This window comes from Oryzihumus sp. JJN4-3R (assembly GCF_057747915.1).
In genome coordinates this window covers 3,980,224-3,997,768 of the sequence record NZ_CM173229.1, presented here as the reverse complement: position 1 = coordinate 3,997,768, position 17,545 = coordinate 3,980,224, and the positions used below count along the sequence as shown (strand labels likewise).

At 72.9% G+C, this 17,545-nt stretch carries 13 protein-coding genes, 1 tRNA gene and 1 pseudogene; 3 read left to right on the top strand and 12 right to left on the bottom strand.

Features of this window, described 5'->3' with window-relative positions; translation table 11 throughout:
• Positions 1 to 46 precede the first annotated feature (46 nt).
• The 10 genes and pseudogenes from AC3ANM_RS19080 to AC3ANM_RS19035 all read right to left on the bottom strand — a co-directional run bounded on the left by AC3ANM_RS19080 (position 47) and on the right by AC3ANM_RS19035 (position 9,491).
• Positions 47 to 3,664 carry an ATP-binding cassette domain-containing protein gene (locus AC3ANM_RS19080; RefSeq protein ID WP_488285987.1) on the bottom strand — a complete coding sequence of 1,206 codons (3,618 nt, stop codon included), beginning with the start codon at positions 3,662 to 3,664 and terminating at the stop codon, positions 47 to 49.
• A 185-nt stretch (positions 3,665 to 3,849) separates the two neighbouring features.
• Positions 3,850 to 5,022, bottom strand: a complete 1,173-nt coding sequence (locus AC3ANM_RS19075) for an O-succinylhomoserine sulfhydrylase (RefSeq protein WP_488285986.1) — start codon at positions 5,020 to 5,022, stop codon at positions 3,850 to 3,852.
• Entirely contained in the window at positions 5,019 to 5,432 is a 414-nt protein-coding gene (locus AC3ANM_RS19070; RefSeq protein WP_488285985.1) for a rhodanese-like domain-containing protein, read from the bottom strand. The genes AC3ANM_RS19075 and AC3ANM_RS19070 overlap by 4 nt, the downstream gene beginning before the upstream one ends.
• 20 nt (positions 5,433 to 5,452) lie before the next feature.
• Positions 5,453 to 5,611, bottom strand: a pseudogene (locus AC3ANM_RS19065) (DUF1737 domain-containing protein); the annotation flags it as partial.
• 114 nt (positions 5,612 to 5,725) lie between these two features.
• Entirely contained in the window at positions 5,726 to 6,859 is a 1,134-nt protein-coding gene (locus tag AC3ANM_RS19060; protein ID WP_488285984.1) for a bifunctional RNase H/acid phosphatase, read from the bottom strand.
• Between the two features lie 5 nt (positions 6,860 to 6,864).
• On the bottom strand, positions 6,865 to 7,557 hold the full coding sequence (locus tag AC3ANM_RS19055; RefSeq protein WP_488287983.1) for a zinc ribbon domain-containing protein: 693 nt from the start codon (positions 7,555 to 7,557) through the stop codon (positions 6,865 to 6,867).
• Between the two features lie 44 nt (positions 7,558 to 7,601).
• A complete protein-coding gene (locus tag AC3ANM_RS19050; protein ID WP_488285983.1) occupies positions 7,602 to 8,447 on the bottom strand; it encodes a Nif3-like dinuclear metal center hexameric protein in 846 nt (281 codons plus the stop codon).
• A gap of 1 nt (position 8,448) precedes the next feature.
• Positions 8,449 to 8,521, bottom strand: a tRNA-Val gene (locus tag AC3ANM_RS19045).
• A gap of 14 nt (positions 8,522 to 8,535) precedes the next feature.
• Positions 8,536 to 9,042 carry a peroxiredoxin gene (locus tag AC3ANM_RS19040; RefSeq protein WP_488285982.1) on the bottom strand — a complete coding sequence of 169 codons (507 nt, stop codon included), beginning with the start codon at positions 9,040 to 9,042 and terminating at the stop codon, positions 8,536 to 8,538.
• Positions 9,043 to 9,062: 20 nt separating this feature from the next.
• On the bottom strand, positions 9,063 to 9,491 hold the full coding sequence (locus AC3ANM_RS19035; RefSeq protein WP_488285981.1) for a DUF3052 domain-containing protein: 429 nt from the start codon (positions 9,489 to 9,491) through the stop codon (positions 9,063 to 9,065).
• Between the two features lie 182 nt (positions 9,492 to 9,673).
• On the opposite strand from AC3ANM_RS19035, the gene AC3ANM_RS19030 reads away from it, so the two are divergent.
• Positions 9,674 to 11,944 (top strand): FdhF/YdeP family oxidoreductase, encoded by a 2,271-nt coding sequence (locus AC3ANM_RS19030; protein ID WP_488285980.1) that lies wholly within the window; start codon positions 9,674 to 9,676, stop codon positions 11,942 to 11,944.
• A gap of 94 nt (positions 11,945 to 12,038) precedes the next feature.
• On the opposite strand, the gene AC3ANM_RS19025 is transcribed toward AC3ANM_RS19030, so the two are convergent.
• Positions 12,039 to 12,224, bottom strand: a complete 186-nt coding sequence (locus tag AC3ANM_RS19025) for an MFS transporter small subunit (protein WP_488285979.1) — start codon at positions 12,222 to 12,224, stop codon at positions 12,039 to 12,041.
• Positions 12,221 to 13,606, bottom strand: a complete 1,386-nt coding sequence (locus AC3ANM_RS19020; protein ID WP_488285978.1) for an OFA family MFS transporter — start codon at positions 13,604 to 13,606, stop codon at positions 12,221 to 12,223. Before AC3ANM_RS19020 ends, AC3ANM_RS19025 begins: the two co-directional genes overlap by 4 nt.
• An 86-nt stretch (positions 13,607 to 13,692) precedes the next feature.
• Here AC3ANM_RS19020 and fdhD point away from each other — a divergent pair, with 86 nt between their 5' ends.
• Together fdhD and aceE are read left to right on the top strand one after the other, a co-directional pair.
• Positions 13,693 to 14,562: a formate dehydrogenase accessory sulfurtransferase FdhD gene (gene fdhD / locus AC3ANM_RS19015; RefSeq protein ID WP_488285977.1), complete on the top strand. Its 870-nt coding sequence runs from the start codon at positions 13,693 to 13,695 to the stop codon at positions 14,560 to 14,562.
• Positions 14,563 to 14,704: 142 nt separating this feature from the next.
• Positions 14,705 to 17,464, top strand: coding sequence for a pyruvate dehydrogenase (acetyl-transferring), homodimeric type (gene aceE / locus AC3ANM_RS19010; protein WP_488285976.1), 2,760 nt, complete (start codon positions 14,705 to 14,707; stop codon positions 17,462 to 17,464).
• The last annotated feature ends 81 nt before the right edge of the window (positions 17,465 to 17,545 follow it).

Genomic DNA, 17,545 nt, shown 5'->3' with positions numbered 1-17,545 from the left:
GTCGCGGGGGTTGGCACCCGCCCACGCCAGACGCCGGCCGGGTCACTCAGCCGGCGAGGTGGCCCCAGCGACCAGCCAGCTCCGACCAGGGACCGACGTCGGCCACCTGCCCCTCCACCATGACCACGACACGGTCGGCCTGGGCCAGCGCCGCCCGCTTGGAGGTGGCCCCGATCACCGTGGCGCCCCGCCGGCGCAGTGCCGACCACAGCTCGATCTCGGTGGCCGAGTCGAGGGCGGAGGAGACGTCGTCGGCCAGCAGCAGCTCGGCCTCGCACGCCAGGGCGCGCGCCAGCGCGAGGCGCTGCACCTGGCCTCCGGAGAGCCGCACGCCCCGGTGCCCGACCAACGCGTCGGGGCCACCTGCCGACTCCACGTCGGGGACCAGCCGCGCGGTGTCGAGGGCGGGCAGCACCACACGGTCGGCGTGGTCGAGCCGGACGTTGTCGTTGAAGGTGCCGGACAGCACGCGCGGGACCTGGGCGACATGGGCCACCCGCCCCGGCCGCAGGAAGGTCTGCGGGTCGGCAACCGGCTCGCCGTTCCAGCGCAGCTGCCCGGTGCTCGACACGAGGCCGGCCAGCGCCGACAGCAGGCTCGACTTGCCCGAGCCCACCTGCCCCAGCAGCAGGACCAGCTCGCGGGCGCCGACGGTCAGGTGGACGTCGGCGGCGCCGCGGGTGCCGTCGTCGTGCACCGCGGTCAGGCCGACCAGCTCCAGGCGGTGCAGCGGCTCCCGGGGCGCCGGCTCCGGCGCCGGCGCGGCACCGGTGACCAGGTCGAGCCCTGAGGGCACGCGCATCAGGTCGCCTCCACCGGCCAGCCGGCTGGTGGTGTGCATCCAAGCGCGGGTGCCCGGCGCCTCGGTGATCACCGAGCCGGCCACCCGGCCGAACCAGTCGAAGCCGTTGACCGCACCGGCGACGAGCAGCGCCGTCGCGAGGCCCCAGCCGCCCCGGACGTGGACCGCCCAGGCGGCGACGACGCCGCACTGGACCATGACGATCGGGACGCCGTCGAGCAGCGCCTGCACCCGGTGCTCGCGGACGGCCGCGTCCACCCGGCCGCCGTCGACCTCGCGCAGGTGGGCGTGCACGCTGGGCGTCGAGGCGGCGAGCTTGACGGTGCGCACCGAGTCCAGGGTCGAGACCAGAGAGCGGCCGAACCGGGCCCGGGCCGCAGCGGACGCGGCGGCGGACCGCCCGGCGACCCGCCGGCCCAGCGAGGAGGCCAGCGCGGAGGCCACCATCACCGCGAGGAGCACGCCTCCGGCCAGCAGGCTGCGGGCGACGGCGGCGGTGACGGCGGCGATCGCCAGGCCGTTGACGAAGTCGACCCACCGGTCGGCGTAGCGCGCCAGCCGGTCGGCGTCCATGGCCCGGGCGACCACCTCACCCGGTGGCGTGCGCTCCAGTCGGTGCTGCGCGGTCTGCCCGACGAGCACCGCGGAGCGGACCCGCAGCATCACCGAGATCCACCAGCGCGGGTAGCGGCGGAACGCCTCGGCGAGCAGGAGCGGCGAGACCAGCAGGGAGACCACCAGGGCGACCGTGAGCGGCACCGGGCTCTGGCCCCTCTGGAGGGCGACCACGAGGTGGCCCCAGATCCACCCGGTGACCGCACCGAACGCGCCCGACAGGGCCGAGGCCAGGAACAGCGCGATGCTGACCAGACCCCAGCGGGGCGCGACGCGCAGCGCTGACAGCGTCGCCCTCGTCAGCCCGGGGACCGGAGCCAGGCGTGGAGCGGCCGGCGGCTCGCCGGCCCGACGGGCCGTGCCGACCTGCGCGGCGCCGTCGGCCACCGCAGCGCTCGGCCCGGGCACGGTGGAGGTGCCGGGCGAGGAGGGGTCGCCCGACCCGGGAACCGTGGAGGTGCGGGGCGGCCCGACGTGCTCGGCGGCCAGGGCCTCCAGCAGCATGCTGTCGTCCTCCTCGGCCGCCGCCTCCAGCAGGGCGCGGAAGGGGCCCGGCTCCGCGGCGACGTGGGCCCGGAGGCCCTGCTGCACCACGCGCCCGCCCTCGAGCACCGCCACCTGCTCGGCCCGGCGGGTGGTCGAGAGCCGGTGGGCGACCAGCAGGCCGGTGCGCCCGGACAGGAGGCGCTCGGCCGCGCGGACCACGTGGGCCTCGGTGACCGGGTCCATGCGGGCGGTGGCCTCGTCGAGCACCACGACGCGCACATCCCGCACCAGCAGCCGGGCGAAGGCCACGAGCTGCTCCTCGCCGGAGGACAGCGTGGTGCCGCCGGGACCCAGGAGCGTGTCCAGGCCGTCGGGGAGGCCGGCCACCCAGTCCTGCAGGCCCAGCTCCACGACCGCCGCCTCGACCGCGGTGCGCGACACCGGCTCGAAGAGCGTGATGTTGTCGGCCAGGGTGCCGGCAAGGATCTCGGTGCGCTGGGTCACCACACCCACGGCCGAGCGCAGCCGCTGCAGGTCGACGTCGAGCACGTCGATCCCGCCGAGCAGCACCGAGCGGGGCTCGGGCTCGACGGCCCGGGACAGCAGCGAGGCCAGGGTCGACTTGCCGGAGCCGGTGCGGCCCACGAGGGCGCACGTGGTGCCCGCCGGCACGTGCAGATCGACGTGCTGGAGAGCGAAGCGCCCTTCGACGTAGGCGAAGTGCAGGTCGCGGAACTGCACGTCCAGCGCGCCGTCGGGCAGGTCCTGGCCACCGACGGGCTCGCGCTCGGCGCCGAGCAGCCCGCGCAGCCGCAGCACCGCCCCGAACCCGGCCTGCAGGTCGGGCAGGTGCCGGGCGAGCATGTCGACCTGGCCGACGAACATCGTGGTGACGAGGAACAGGGTGACCAGGGCGGCGGTGTCCAGGCGCGCGTGCACGACCAGCGTCACGCCGAGCAGTGCGGTGGCGGCCAGGACGGCGTGCAGCAGCGTGCCGGTGCGGCGACCGATGCGGGCCTCGACCTCGAGCACCGCGGCGAAGTGGTCGTGGACCTTGGCGGCCAGCTCGGTGCACCGCCGCAGCACATGGGCCTGGCCCAGGCTGGCCCGCAGGTCGTCGCGTCCGGCGACACCCTCCTCCATCGCCGCGGCGTGGTCGGTCCAGGCCGCCTCCTCCACCACCTTCAGGGCCGAGACCCGCGGCAGCAGCGGGCGCACGGCGAACAGCGCCGCCACTCCCGTCAGGGGGAAGAGGAAGAACGCGGGCCACCAGGTGATGCCGCCCACGACCCACAGCGGGCCGGCGGCCAGCAGCGTGCGGATCGCCATCCAGGCGCCCTGCCGCAGCAACGTCCCCACCTCGTGGGTGTCGTCGTCGACGCGGTCGAGGACCTCGCCGACGGCCTGCTCGGTCAGGGTGGCCAACGGCTGGTGCAGCGCGGCGTCGAGCAGGTCGGCACGCAGCCGTCCCTCGGCCCGGTCGACGTGCCCGGCCCACAGGGTGCGGGCTGCGGTGTCGAGCACCGCGGCGCCCACGACACAGATGGCGAGCAGCCCGACCAGCGCCGGTGTGGCGTGCGCGGCCAGCCGCCCTGCGACCAGAGACCCCAGGGAGGTGCCCAGCGCCGCGACGGCACAGGCCAGCAGCGCCATCACGGCCACCGGGCCGCGCAACCGCCGCCAGTCGACGGGACGGCCCCGCTCCGGCGGGCGTATGGGATCGGCGACGGCGCGGGCGGACTCGAGCTGGGTGACGGACATCGCCCCCGACGCTACGGCCCGGCACCGACAGCCGTCGCGTGGTTTTCGCCCGCGTGCCAAGGCCGTGCGCCGGCCGGCGCCGGCAGGTCGGTCGCCGCCGAGCCGTCCCTGGAGCCGGCACCGCAGGGGTCATGCGACTCGCGGCCGGGCCCGGAGGGCAGGACCCCCGCGCCCGGTGCCGAGGGTCAGGCGTCCAGCGCCCGCTGCAGGTCCTCGACGAGGTCGCGCACGTCCTCCAGGCCGACCGAGACCCGCAGCACCCCGTCGGTGATGCCCACCCGCAGGCGCGCCTCCTCGCCGAGGCGCCGGTGGGTCGTGGTCGCCGGGTGGGTGATGAGCGACTTGGAGTCGCCGAGGTTGTTGGAGATGTCGATCACCCGCAGGGCGTTCATCAGGGTGAACGCCGCGTCCTTGCCGCCCTCGACCTCGAACGTCACCACCGTGCCGCCACCGAGCATCTGGGCGCGGGCCAGCTCGTGCTGGGGGTGCGACTCCAGCCACGGGTAGACGACCCGGGTCACCTTCGGGTGGGCCTCCAGGGCGCGGGCCAGCTCCAGCGCGGAGGCGGCCATCCGCTCGACCCGCAGCCGCAGCGTCTCCAGCCCCTTGAGCAGCACCCAGGCGTTGAACGGCGACATCGACGGGCCGGTGTGCCGCATCAGGTTGCGCACGGGACCGTTGACGAACTCCGCGGTCCCGAGCACCGCCCCGCCGAGCGTGCGGCCCTGGCCGTCGATGTGCTTGGTGGCGGAGTAGACGATCACGTCGGCGCCCTGCTCCAGCGGGCGGGAGAACACCGGGGTGCCGAAGACGTTGTCCACGACGACCTGCGCCCCGGCAGCGTGGGCCAGGTCGCACACCGCGCGGATGTCGACCAGCTCCTGCATCGGGTTGCTCGGCGACTCGAAGAACACCGCGGTCGTCGGCTGCGACAGCGCCTCACGCCACTGGTCCAGGTCGGCCCCGTCGACGAAGACGGTCTCGACGCCCCAGCGCGGCAGGATCTCGTCGAGGATGACGAAGCAGGAGCCGAACAGCCCGCGCGCCGCCACGACCCGGTCGCCCCGGCCGAGCAGGGCGGCCAGCGCGACGAAGACGGCCGCCATCCCCGACCCGGTGGCGAAGCAGGCCTCGGTGCCCTCGAGCAGCCGCATCCGCTCCTCGAACATGTGCACCGTTGGGTTGCCGTAACGGGAGTAGACGAAGTGGTCGGTCTCCTCCTTGAACGCGGCCTCGGCCTCCTCCGCGCTGGAGTAGACGAAGCCCGAGGTGAGGTAGAGCGCCTCCGCGGTCTCGTCGAAACCGCTGCGCTGCAAGCCTCCCCGGACGGCAAGGGTGTCGGGCCGCAGCTCGCTCATCCCTGCCTCCAGGGCAGGCCGGCGACCTTCCACCCGGACACCGAGCGGTGTCCCTCACGGTCCAGCGGGCCCTCGAAGCCGTCGCTGACGTTGTACGCCGGGCCCAGTCCGGCCCGGGTCGCCGCCTCGGCCGCGGCCGCCGAGCGCACCCCGGACCGGCACAGGAAGTACAGCGGCATCCCCGCCTCGACGCCGGCGCCGCGCAGCTGGTCGAGGAAGTGCTCGTTGACCGACCCGTCCGGAAAGCGTTGCCATTCAAGGGGAACCACGCGCTTGCCGATGCCCGTCAGGTCCGGGAGACCCACATAGCTCCACTCCGCGGCGGTGCGCACGTCGACGAGGACCGCCGAGGGCTCCTGCTGCAACGCGGCATACGCCTCCTGCGGCGCGACGTCGCCGGCGTAGCTCATCGCCACTCCCCCTCACGCCGCAGCACCAGGGCCTGGGCGACGATGACCCGCTCGCCGTTGAACGTCAGCGACGGGGAGCCGTACAGCTCGTAGCCCTCGGCCAGGGCGGCACTGACCCGTTCGCAGAAGGCGCGGTCGTCCGGTCCGGTGAGGACGCGGTAGGCAAGTCGGTCGTCCATGGCCGCACCCTGCCACACGCGTCCGTATGCCGGATGGCTGGGCTCACGTCGTGGGACGGCCCGGGTGGGCCCGCCCCGGGACGGCCGGGGTGGCCCGCCTCGGGACTGCCCGGTTCAGCCCTGGCGCAGGTGGGCGGTGTGGTTGACGAAGGCCACCGAGGCCCCGCCGTCCTGCCACACCTCGACCGCCGACAGCGACGCCGGCGCGGTCAGCAGACGCCAGATCCGGTCGTGCGGGATGCCGAGGAGCTCGGTGAGGACGACGAGGATCGGCTTGCGGTGGGTCGCGACCACGACGACGCCACCGCCGTCGACGGCACGCGCGTAGGCGCCGAGGACCCGTTGCGCCAGCGCCGCGTGGCTCTCGCCGCCGGGGCGGGCGTAGTCCAGGTCACCGCGCAGCCGGCGCAGCTCCTCGGGCCAGCGGGCGGAGATCTGGCCGACGCTCTTGCCGTCCCAGTCGCCGAAGTTCTGCTCGTCCCAGTCGGCGTCGACCTCCGGCTCGACGCCGAGGACCCGGGCGATCGCGTCGCCGGTCTGCCTGGCCCGCGCGAGCGAGGAGGTCACGAGCCGTGCCGTGCTGTGCCCGACCAGGGACTCCACGGCGCGTGCCGCCGCCAGGGCCTGGGCCTGGCCGGCAGGGTTGAGCACCGGGTCCGTCCCGCCACGCCCGTCGAGCCGGCCGGACACGGTGAAGTCGGTGACGCCGTGGCGCACGAGGACCAGCCGGGTCGGCACGCCCAGGTCGGGGGCGGTGCTGGTGGACTCCGCCGACGTCGCCTGCGCCGTCTCGGTCGCCGTGACCCCGACGGTGCGGTTGATCGACTCACCGTCCATGGCGGCGTTGGCCAGCTTGTCGGCGGCGGAGTTCTCCGCGCGCGGGATCCAGGTGAAGCGCACCGAGCCGCCGGCGTCGCTGATCTGCGCGGCGACGTCCCGGGCCTGGAGCGCCAGGCGGCGCATGTCCTCGTGCTTGATCTTCCAGCGGCCGGACATCTGCTCGATGACCAGCTTGGAGTCCATGCGGACCTCGACGTCGGCCCCGGGCTCGAGGTCGAGCACCGCCTCGAGACCGGCGACGAGACCGGAGTACTCGGCGACGTTGTTGCTGGCGATGCCGACCGACTCGGCGCGCTCCGCGAGCACGGCGCCGGTGGCGGGGTCGCGGACCAGCGCACCGTAGCCGGCGTTGCCCGGGTTGCCCCGGGAGCCGCCGTCGGCCTCGACGACGAGCCTGCGCCCGGCCACCGGGCTTAGAGGCCGGACTCGGAGGTGCGCACGAGGATGCGGCGGCACTCCTCGCAGCGCAGCACCTCGTCGTCGGCAGCCGCGGCGATGCGGTTCATGTCGACCTGGTTCAGCTCCAGCCGGCAGCCCTCGCACCGACGCTGGCGCAGGGCCGCGGCACCGACCCCGCCACTGCTGGCACGGATCTTCTCGTAGAGGGCGACGAGGTCCTCACCGACGCCGGGGACGACGTTGGAGCGGTTGGCCGCGAGCTGCGCGGCCTCGGCGTCGAGCTCGGCCAGCGCCTTGTCGCGCGAGGCCTCGAGCACCTCGACCTTGGCGGTCAGCTCGGCGCGCGCGGACTCCAGCTCGGCGACCCGCGCCTCCAGGGTCTCGGCCCGCTCCATGACCTCGAGCTCGATGTCCTCGAGCTCGGACTGCCGCCGGGCCAGCGAGGCCACCTCGTGCTGGAGCGCCTGGAGGTCCTTGGCCGTGCCCTGGCCGGAGTTGAGCCGGGCCTGGTCGCGGGCCGAGCGGTCCCGCACGAGCTGCACGTCGGCCTCGGCCTTGGCCACCTCGCGCTGGACGTCGCTGTGGGCGGTCCGGGCGCGGACCAGCTCGGTGTCAAGGGCCGCGGTCTGCGCCGCGAGCTGGGCCAGCTCCTTCAGCTCCGGGAGCGTGCCCTTGCGGTGCGCGATCTGGTCCAGGCGCGTGTCCAGCGCCTGCAGGTCGAGCAGTCGCCACTGACGGCTGGTGTCGGCTTTCAGGACGTACCTCCGGGCAGCTCGGCACCGACCACGAAGTCCCAGGGGTCGGTGCGCAGTGTTGAGATGTGAAGGTCCACCGTAGTGCCCCGCTCGCCGAGGGCGGTCAACAGCCTCTCGCGGGCGCTGGCCAGCCAGAGCGACTCGGTGGCCCAGTGGCCGGCGTCCACCAGGTAGGGGGTGCCGCCCCGGGCCTCCTCGCGGGCCTCGAGGACGGGGTGGTGGCGCAGGTCGGCGGTGACGTAGACGTCGGCGCCGCTGGCCCGCACGTGGTCGAACATGTCGTCCCCGGCGCCCCCGACGACGGCGACCGTGCGCACCTGCCCGTCGGCGGGTCCGGCCACCCGGATGCCGCCGGCCGCAGCGGGCAGCGCGGCCGCGACCCGGTCGGCGAACGCGCGCAGCGACTCACCCTCCGGCAGCTCCCCGACCCGCCCGAGCTGTTGCCCCTCCACGACCGCGAGCGGCCTCAGCGCGGACAGGCCGAGTGCCGTCGCCAGGGCGTCGCAGACGCCCGGTGAGGCGACGTCGGCATTGGTGTGCGCGACATACAGGGCGATGTCGCCGACGACCAGGGCGGTGACCGCCGCACCCTTGGCGGTGGTGGTGGCCACGCTGTGCACGCCGCGCAGCAGCAGCGGGTGGTGCGTCACGAGCAGGTCGGCCCCGGCGTCGCGGGCCTCCTCGATGACGGCCAGGGTCGCGTCGACGGCGAGGTGGACCCGGCGCACCGGCTGGTCCGGGTCACCGGTCACCAGCCCCACCTGGTCCCACGACTGCGCGGTCTCCGGCGGGTACAGCCCGTCGAGAGCGGCCACCACCTCGGCGAGGGTCAGCTCCTGCATGTGGGCCCGGCCGGTCTCGAACCGACGACACCCGCGGTGTAAACGCGGTGCTCTACCAACTGAGCTACAGGCCCCACCCGGTCCGGCGTCAGCGCTGGACCAGGGTCTTGAGGGCGGCGTGGTAGCCGCCGAAGTCACGTGCCTCGCCGACCTTGTTGACCAGGCTCCAGCGCACGGTGCCCTCGGTGTCGATGAGGAAGGTCCCGCGCAGGGCGAAGCCTCCTTGCTCGTCGAAGACGCCGTAGGCCCGGGCGACCTCGCCGTGCGGCCAGTAGTCCGACAGCACCGGGAACTCATAGCCCTGGGACTCCGACCAGGCCCGCTGGGTGAACATGTGGTCGACCGAGATCGCGAGCACCTGCACGTCGTCGTTCTCGAACGCGGCGAGGTTGTCGCGGATCTCGCACAGCTCGCCGGTGCACAGGCCGGAGAAGGCGAACGGGTAGAAGACGAGCACGACGTTCTTGTCGCCGTGGAAGTCCGAGAGCGAGATCTTCTGGCCGTGCTGGTCCTTCAGCCGGAAGTCTGGAGCGTGCTCCCCGACCACGGGGGGAACGGAGACGACCGGGAAGGCGTGCACGTCGGAAGCGCTCATGGCGCCCAGTGTGCCAGCCGTCAGCGACGCGCCGTCTTCGGGGCGACCAGCCGCGTGCCCGCCCAGTCGGCGCAGGCGTTGACCGTGCCGGACGTGTGCAGGCCGGCGGTCAGCGCGGCCTCCTCGACGTCGCTGGCGTCGACGTGGCCGTCTCGCCCGGCCTTGGGCGTCAGCAGCACGATGAAGCCCCGGTCGGCCAGGTTGGTCAGCGCGTCCACGAGGGCGTCGACCAGGTCGCCGTCCTCCTCGCGCCACCACAGGACCACCGCGTCCGCGACGTCGGTGGAGTCCTCGTCCTCGAGCTCCGCCCCCGTCACGGTCTCGATGGCAGCGCGGAGGGCGTCGTCGACGTCGTCGTCCCAGCCGAACTCCTGCACTGCCTGCCCCGATACGAACCCCAGCTTCGCGACCGAGCCGTTCGTTGCTGCCGCTTCCGCGGTCGCACCCACCGTCGTGTCCTCCTTGTTGAGATCCCCCGCCGAGCGGCGAACCGTGTTGTTGCTTCCGCTGCGTAGTCCACTAGGTCAAGAGGGATAGTGCAAGCAGTTCGTCCCGATCTGGTCAGGAGTGACCATGCCGCGGACACCCACCAGCGCCTGCGCGGCACCCGGTCCCGGCATACAGTCGCCCCATGGTTGACCCTGAGGCGCAGGCACACATCGACCCCCCGAAGACCTGGGCGACGGGGGTCCCCGCGATCGCCAGCTCGTTCAAGCACGGCCTGGAGCAGATGGGGGCGGCACGCACCGCCCGCACCTTCCTGCGGCTGAACCAGGACAAGGGGTTCGACTGCCCCTCGTGCGCGTGGCCCGACCCGGACCCGGAGGCCCGGCACACGGCGGAGTTCTGCGAGAGCGGGGCCAAGGCGGTCGCCTGGGAGGCGACCACGCGCCGCGTCGACCGGGCCTTCTTCGCGAAGCACTCGATCGCCGCACTGCACGAGCAGAGCGAGTGGTGGCTGGGCCAGCAGGGCCGCCTGACCGAGCCGATGTACAAGCCCGAGGGTGGGACCCACTACGAGCCCGTGTCGTGGGACGAGGCCAACGCGATCATCACCCGGCACCTGCGCGCGCTGCCCAACCCCGACGACGCGGCGTTCTACACCAGTGGCCGCACCAGCAACGAGGCCGCGTTCGCCTACCAGCTGCTGGTCCGCGCCTACGGCACCAACAACCTGCCCGACTGCTCCAACATGTGCCACGAGTCCTCCGGCCACGCCATGTCCGAGCAGATCGGCATCGGCAAGGGCGCGGTGACGCTGAACTCCCTCGAGCAGGCCGAGCTCATCGTCATCACCGGCCAGAACCCGGGCACCAACGCCCCGCGGATGCTGACCCACCTGGAGAACGCCAAGAAGAACGGCGCCGTCATCGTCGCCATCAACCCGCTGCCCGAGGCGGCGCTGATCCGGTTCCGCAACCCGCAGAACGTCAAGGGCATCGTCGGCACCGGCACCGCCATGGCCGACGACTTCCTCCAGATCCGCCTCGGCGGCGACCACGCCCTGTTCCGCGCCGTGGCCCACCTCCTGCTCGAGGCCGAGAAGGCCAACCCCGGCACGGTCCTCGACCGCGCCTTCATCGAGGAGCGCACCAACGGGTATGCCGCCTACGAGGCGGCCGTGGGCACGCTCGACTGGGAGCAGACCGAGAAGGCGACGGGCCTGGCCCGCGAGGACATCGAGGCCCTCGCCCAGCGCTTCCTGGCGTCGCGGGCGACCGTGGTCTGCTGGGCGATGGGGCTGACCCAGCACCGGCACGCCGTGGCGACGATCCAGGAGGTCGTCAACGTGCTGCTGCTCCAGGGCAACATCGGCAAGCCCGGCGCTGGCCCGTGCCCGGTGCGCGGCCACTCCAACGTCCAGGGCGACCGCACCATGGGGATCTGGGAGCAGATGCCCGCCGAGTTCCTGGACAAGCTGGCCAAGGAGTTCTCCTTCGTGCCGCCGCGTGAGCACGGGCTCGACGCGGTCGGGGTGGTGCGGCGGCTGCGCGAGAAGTCGCTGCGGGTCTTCTTCGGCATGGGCGGCAACTTCGCCATGGCCACGCCGGACACCCCGGTGGTCCACGAGGGGCTGCGCGGCTGCGACCTGACGGTGCACGTGTCGACCAAGCTGAACCGCTCGCACACGGTGACCGGCCGCGAGGCCCTGATCCTCCCGGCACTCGGCCGCACCGACCGCGACGAGACCCCGCGCGGGGTCCAGGCCGTCAGCGTCGAGGACTCCCAGAGCCAGGTGCACCTGTCCTCGGGCTCGCTGAACCCGCCCTCGGAGCAGTGCCACAGCGAGGTCCGCATCGTCGCCGACCTGGCCCGCCACCTCGTGCCCGACGTCGGCCAGATCCCCTGGGCCACCTTCGCGGAGGACTACGACGCGATCCGCGACCGGGTGGCCGACGTGGTCAAGGGCTTCGAGGACTTCAACACCCGGGTGCGCGAGCCGGGCGGCTTCCTCCTGCCGCACAAGCCGCGCGACTCCCGCGAGTTCGACACCGACGACGGCAAGGCGCAGTTCGTCGTCGCGCCGGTGCAGCTGCTCGAGGTGCCCGAGGGCCGGCTGCTGCTGCAGACGATCCGCAGCCACGACCAGTTCAACACCACCGTCTACGGCCACGACGACCGCTACCGCGGCATCCACGGCGGGCGCCGGGTCGTGATGGTCAACCCGACCGACCTGCACCGGATGGGCCTGCACCAGGGCGACCTCGTCGACCTCGTCAGCGAGTTCGAGGGCGTCGAGCGGCGGGCGGAGCAGTTCCGGGTGGTGTCCTACCCGACGGCGCAGGGCTGCGCCGCGGCCTACTACCCGGAGACCAACGTGCTGATGGCGACCGACCACGTGGCGGAGAAGAGCAACACCCCCGTGGCCAAGAGCCTGGTCGTCCGCCTCGAGAAGGCCTGACCGGCCACAGCGAGCCACCGCCCTCCCCACCGAGGTCGACGAGACGCACCCCTCAGGAGCCCTGAGGGGTGGGTTTCGTCGACCTCGGCGAAGGTCAGCCGGTGAACAGCTTGGCGGCCTTGGCCAGGGTCTGCCACAGGCCGTAGGCCAGCGGCGTGGCCACCACCAGCCAGGCACCCAGGACGGCCACGACCGGCGACGCCGCCTCCGGCCCGGCCCCGGATCCGTCGTAGGTGGAGCGGTGCGCGTGCGACTCGATGTTCGTGCCCCGGCTGCTCATGCCCCGACCTCCTGCAGCTCGCCGGCGGCACCGGCCGCCGCCGTGTCGAAGTGCCGCCGGTCCACGTCACGGACCAGCAGGTTGGCCACGAAGCCCACGGCCAGCACCGCCACCATGAGCAGCAGCGCCGGCCGGTAGGCCGAGGCGGTCAGCGTGCCGGGCTTGCCCGAGGTGTCGAGGATCCCGTTGACGATCAACGGCCCGGCGACACCAGCGGCCGACCACGCCGTGAGCAGCCGACCGTGGATGGCGCCCACCTCGAGGGTGCCGAAGAGGTCCTTGAGGTAGGCCGGGACGGTCGCGAAACCGCCGCCGTAGAAGGAGATGATCACCGCGGCCACCCCGACGAACAGGACCGTCGAGGCGGTCGCGACGGTGGCGAGCAGGACGTACATCACGATGCCCACGCCGAGGTAGAGCACGTAGATCCGTTGCCGCCCGGTGACGTCGGAGGTGGTGGACCAGAGGAAGCGGCCGGCCATGTTGGCCAGGCTCAGCAGGCCGACGAAGCCGCCCGCCGCCGCCGCGGTGACCGACGAGCTCCCGCCGGAGCGGAAGAAGTCCTGGATCATCGGCGCGGCCTGCTCCAGGATCCCGATGCCGGCGGTGACGTTGCAGAAGAGCACCACCCACAGCAGCCAGAACTGGCGCGTGCGGATCGCCTCCGCGGCCCGCACCTGGGCTCCGCCCCGGCCGGCGATGTGCGCCGCGTGGCCGTCGTCGACGCCGGTGCCCGGCGGCACCCGCACCAGGGCGGCCCCGAAGAGCATCAGCACGAGGTAGCCGACGCCCAGGACGAGGAACGTCATCGCGAGCGCGTGCCCGTCGGCGACGGCGTTCTTGGCAGTGGGGTCGAAGCCGGGGTCGAAGTGCCCGAGCAGCGCGTTGGACAGCGGCGAGGCGATGAGCGCCCCGCCCCCGAAGCCCATGATCGCCATGCCCGTCGCCAGCCCGGGCCGATCGGGGAACCACTTGATCAGCGTCGAGACCGGCGAGATGTAGCCGATGCCCAGCCCGATGCCGCCGATGACGCCGTAGCCGAGGTAGAGCAGCCACAGCTGCGAGGTGGCGATGCCGAGGGACCCGATGAGGAACCCCACGCTCCAGCAGAGCGCGGCCACCACCATCGAGGCCCGCGGGCCGTGCCGCTCCACCCACGTGCCACCGAAGGCGGCCGAGAGCCCGAGCATGACGATCGCGATCGAGAAGATCGCCGCCACCGGCGTCTGCGACGTGCCGAAGTGGGCCACCAGCGAGGTCTTGAACACGCTGAACGCGTAGACCTGCCCGATCGCCAGGTGCACCGCCAGCGCCGCCGGCGGGATGAGCCACCTGCTGAACCCCGGGCGCGCGACGCTGCGCTCCCTGTCGAGAACCGACATGTCAGACCTCCCCTGCCCCTTGGCCCGGACGGTACCCCCGGCCGGGGCGTGACGCCCGTCGAACGTGCCCGGCATACAGTCGCTGCATGGGACGTGTCACCCGCCGCACCCCGGCGCACCGCATCGACGTCAGCGACCCCGCAGGACCCCGCGTCGTCGCCCGGCCCGACACGGTGACCGTCGAGGAGCCGCTGGAGATCCGGGTCGGGGGCACCTCCCTCGCGGTCACCATGCGCACCCCCGGCGACGACTTCGACCTGGCCATCGGGTTCCTGCTCACCGAGGGGCTGATCGGCGCCGCGTCCGACGTGCGGCAGCTGATGCACTGCCTCGACGAGGGCGAGGACGGCCGGCCCACCTACAACGTCGTCGACGTGACCCTGGCCGAGGGCGTCGAGCCCCCGCCGGCCAGCGCGGCGCGCGACTTCTTCACGACCAGCTCGTGCGGCATCTGCGGCAAGGCCAGCATCGAGGCGATCACCACCAAGAGCCGGTATGCCGTGGCGCAGGACCCGGTGCGGATCTCCCCCACCGTCGTGGCCGCCCTGCCGGCGGCGCTGCGCCGGCAGCAGAAGGTCTTCGACCGCACCGGCGGGCTGCACGCCGCCGGGCTGTTCACCGCCGACGGGGAGCCGGTCGTCGTCCGCGAGGACGTGGGCCGGCACAACGCCGTCGACAAGGTGCTGGGCTGGGCGGCCCGCGAGGGGCGGGTGCCGCTGACCGGGCACGTCCTCGCCGTCAGCGGCCGGGCCAGCTTCGAGCTGACCCAGAAGGCGCTCATGGCCGGCGTGCCGGTCCTCGCGGCGGTGTCGGCGCCCTCGAGCCTTGCCGTGGACCTGGCCACCGAGGCCGGGATGACGCTGGTCGGCTTCGTCCGCGACCCGCGCCTGACGGTCTACGCCGGGGGCGCCCGACTGGGGATCACCGCCGGTCAGGACGCGGTTACCACCGGGTAGGCAACCGGGCCGGAAGTCAAGGACCCGGACCCGAATGTGACCAAGCCCGCGTTCGGGTGGAGGATGGGGTGTCACTGACCTCCGCGCGCGACCCCCACGGGTCTCCGGCGCCAGTGACTGACAGTGCGAGAAAGGACAAGGCGTGGTGGCACGCGAGGAAGCCGGACCCATCCTGAACGGCATCCCCAGTCAGCTCCCGGACATCGACCCCGAGGAGACGCAGGAGTGGCTCGAGTCGCTGGACGGGGTGATCGACGAGAGCGGACGCACCCGTGCGCGCTACGTCATGCTCAAGCTCCTCGAGCGGGCGCGGGAGCGCCAGATCGGCGTGCCGTCCCTGACGGCGACCGACTACATCAACACGATCGCCCCCGAGGGCGAGCCGTGGTTCCCCGGTGACGAGGAGGTCGAGCGCCGCTACCGCGCCTTCCTGCGCTGGAACGCCGCGGTCATGGTGCACCGCGCGCAGCGCCCGGAGATCGGCGTCGGCGGCCACATCTCGACCTACGCCTCGGCCGCGACGCTCTACGAGGTGGGCTTCAACCACTTCTTCCGTGGCAAGGACCACGAGGGCGGCGGCGACCAGGTCTTCATCCAGGGCCACGGCTCCCCCGGCATCTACGCCCGCGCCTTCCTCGAGGGCCGGCTGACCGAGGAGCAGCTCGACGGCTTCCGCCAGGAGCACTCCCACGTGGTCGACGGCAAGCCGGTGGCGCTGCCGTCCTACCCGCACCCGCGCCTCATGCCGGACTTCTGGGAGTTCCCGACGGTGTCCATGGGCCTGGGCCCGATGAACGCCATCTACCAGGCGCAGTTCAACAAGTACCTCCACAACCGCGGCATCAAGGACACCAGCCAGCAGCACGTCTGGGCGTTCCTCGGCGACGGCGAGATGGACGAGCCCGAGTCGCGCGGCCTGCTCCAGGTCGCGGCCGGCGAGGAGCTGGACAACCTCACCTTCGTCGTCAACTGCAACCTGCAGCGCCTCGACGGCCCGGTCCGCGGCAACGGCAAGATCATCCAGGAGCTCGAGGCGTTCTTCCGCGGCGCGGGCTGGAACGTCATCAAGGTCGTCTGGGGCCGTGAGTGGGACCCGCTGCTGGCGGCCGACCGCGACGGCGCGCTGGTGCACCTGATGAACACCACGCCCGACGGTGACTACCAGACCTACCGGGCCAACGACGGGGCGTTCATCCGCGAGCACTTCTTCGGCCGCGACCCGCGCACCCGCGCGATGGTCGACGGGATGACCGACCAGGACATCTGGAACCTCAAGCGCGGCGGCCACGACTACCGCAAGGTCTACGCGGCCTACAAGGCGGCGATGGAGCACACCGGGCAGCCGACGGTCATCCTGGCCAAGACCATCAAGGGCTACGGCCTGGGCACGCACTTCGCGGGCCGCAACGCCACGCACCAGATGAAGAAGCTGACCCTCGACGACCTCAAGGGCCTGCGCGACAGCCTGCGCATCCCGATCAGCGACGAGCAGCTCGAGGCCAACCCCTACCTGCCGCCGTACTACCACCCCGGCGAGGACGACCCGACGATCCAGTACCTGCGGGAGCGCCGGCAGAAGCTCGGCGGCGGGATCCCGAACCGTCGCGTGCAGCCCAAGGCCCTGAAGCTGCCCGAGCACACCGCCTACGAGGCGGTGAAGAAGGGCTCGGGCAAGCAGCAGATCGCCACCACGATGGCGTTCGTCCGCCTGCTCAAGGAGCTCATGCGCGACAAGGAGTTCGGCCGCCGCGTGGTGCCGATCATCCCCGACGAGGCGCGCACCTTCGGCATGGACTCGTTCTTCCCGACGGCCAAGATCTACAACCCGCACGGGCAGAACTACACCTCGGTCGACGCCGACCTGATGCTGGCCTACAAGGAGTCCCCGCAGGGCCAGATCCTGCACGTGGGCATCAACGAGGGCGGCTCCGTTGCGGCGTTCACCGCCGCGGGCTCGGCCTACGCCACCCACGGCGAGCCGATGGTGCCGGTCTACGTCTTCTACTCGATGTTCGGCTTCCAGCGGACCGCCGACTCGATCTGGGCGGCGGCCGACCAGATGGCCCGCGGCTTCCTCATCGGCGCGACCGCCGGCCGCACCACCCTCACCGGTGAGGGCCTGCAGCACGCCGACGGCCACAGCCCGCTGATCGCCTCGACCAACCCGGCGGTCGTCTCCTACGACCCGGCCTACGCCTACGAGATCGCCACGATCGTCGAGGACGGCCTGCGTCGCATGTACGGCGACAACCCCGAGGACGTCATCTACTACGTCACGGTCTACAACGAGCCCTACGTGCAGCCGGCCCAGCCGGAGGACGTCGACACCGAGGGCATCCTCAAGGGCATGTACCTGCTCAAGCCCGGCAACGCCGAGGGCAAGGACGGCGCCCCGCGGGCGCAGCTGCTCGCCTCCGGCGTCGGCGTGCCGTGGGCCCTGGAGGCCCAGGAGCTGCTGCGCGAGGACTGGGGCGTGGTGGCCGACGTGTGGTCGGTGACCTCGTGGGGCGAGCTGCGCCGCGACGGCCTGGCCGCCGACGAGCAGGCGTTCCTGCACCCCGAGGCCGAGCAGCGCGTGCCCTACGTGACCCAGCGCCTCCAGGACGCACCCGGCCCGGTCATCGCCGTGTCGGACTACATGCGTGCGGTGCAGGACCAGATCGCGCAGTGGGTCCCGGGTGACTTCGTCTCCCTGGGTGCCGACGGCTTCGGCTTCTCCGACACCCGCCCGGCGGCCCGTCGCTACTTCCACATCGACGGCCCGTCCCTCGCGGTGCGGACGCTGCAGATGCTGGCGAAGCGCGGCGAGGTCGACCCGTCGGTGGCACAGCAGGCAGCCGAGCGCTACCGCCTGCTCGACATCACGGCCGGCACCTCGGGCAACGCCGGCGGCGACGCCTGACCGGACGGCATACCGGCCTGACACGTCGGAGGGCGGCAGCGAGCGTGAGGATCGCTGCCGCCCTCCGGCACGTGCAGGGGT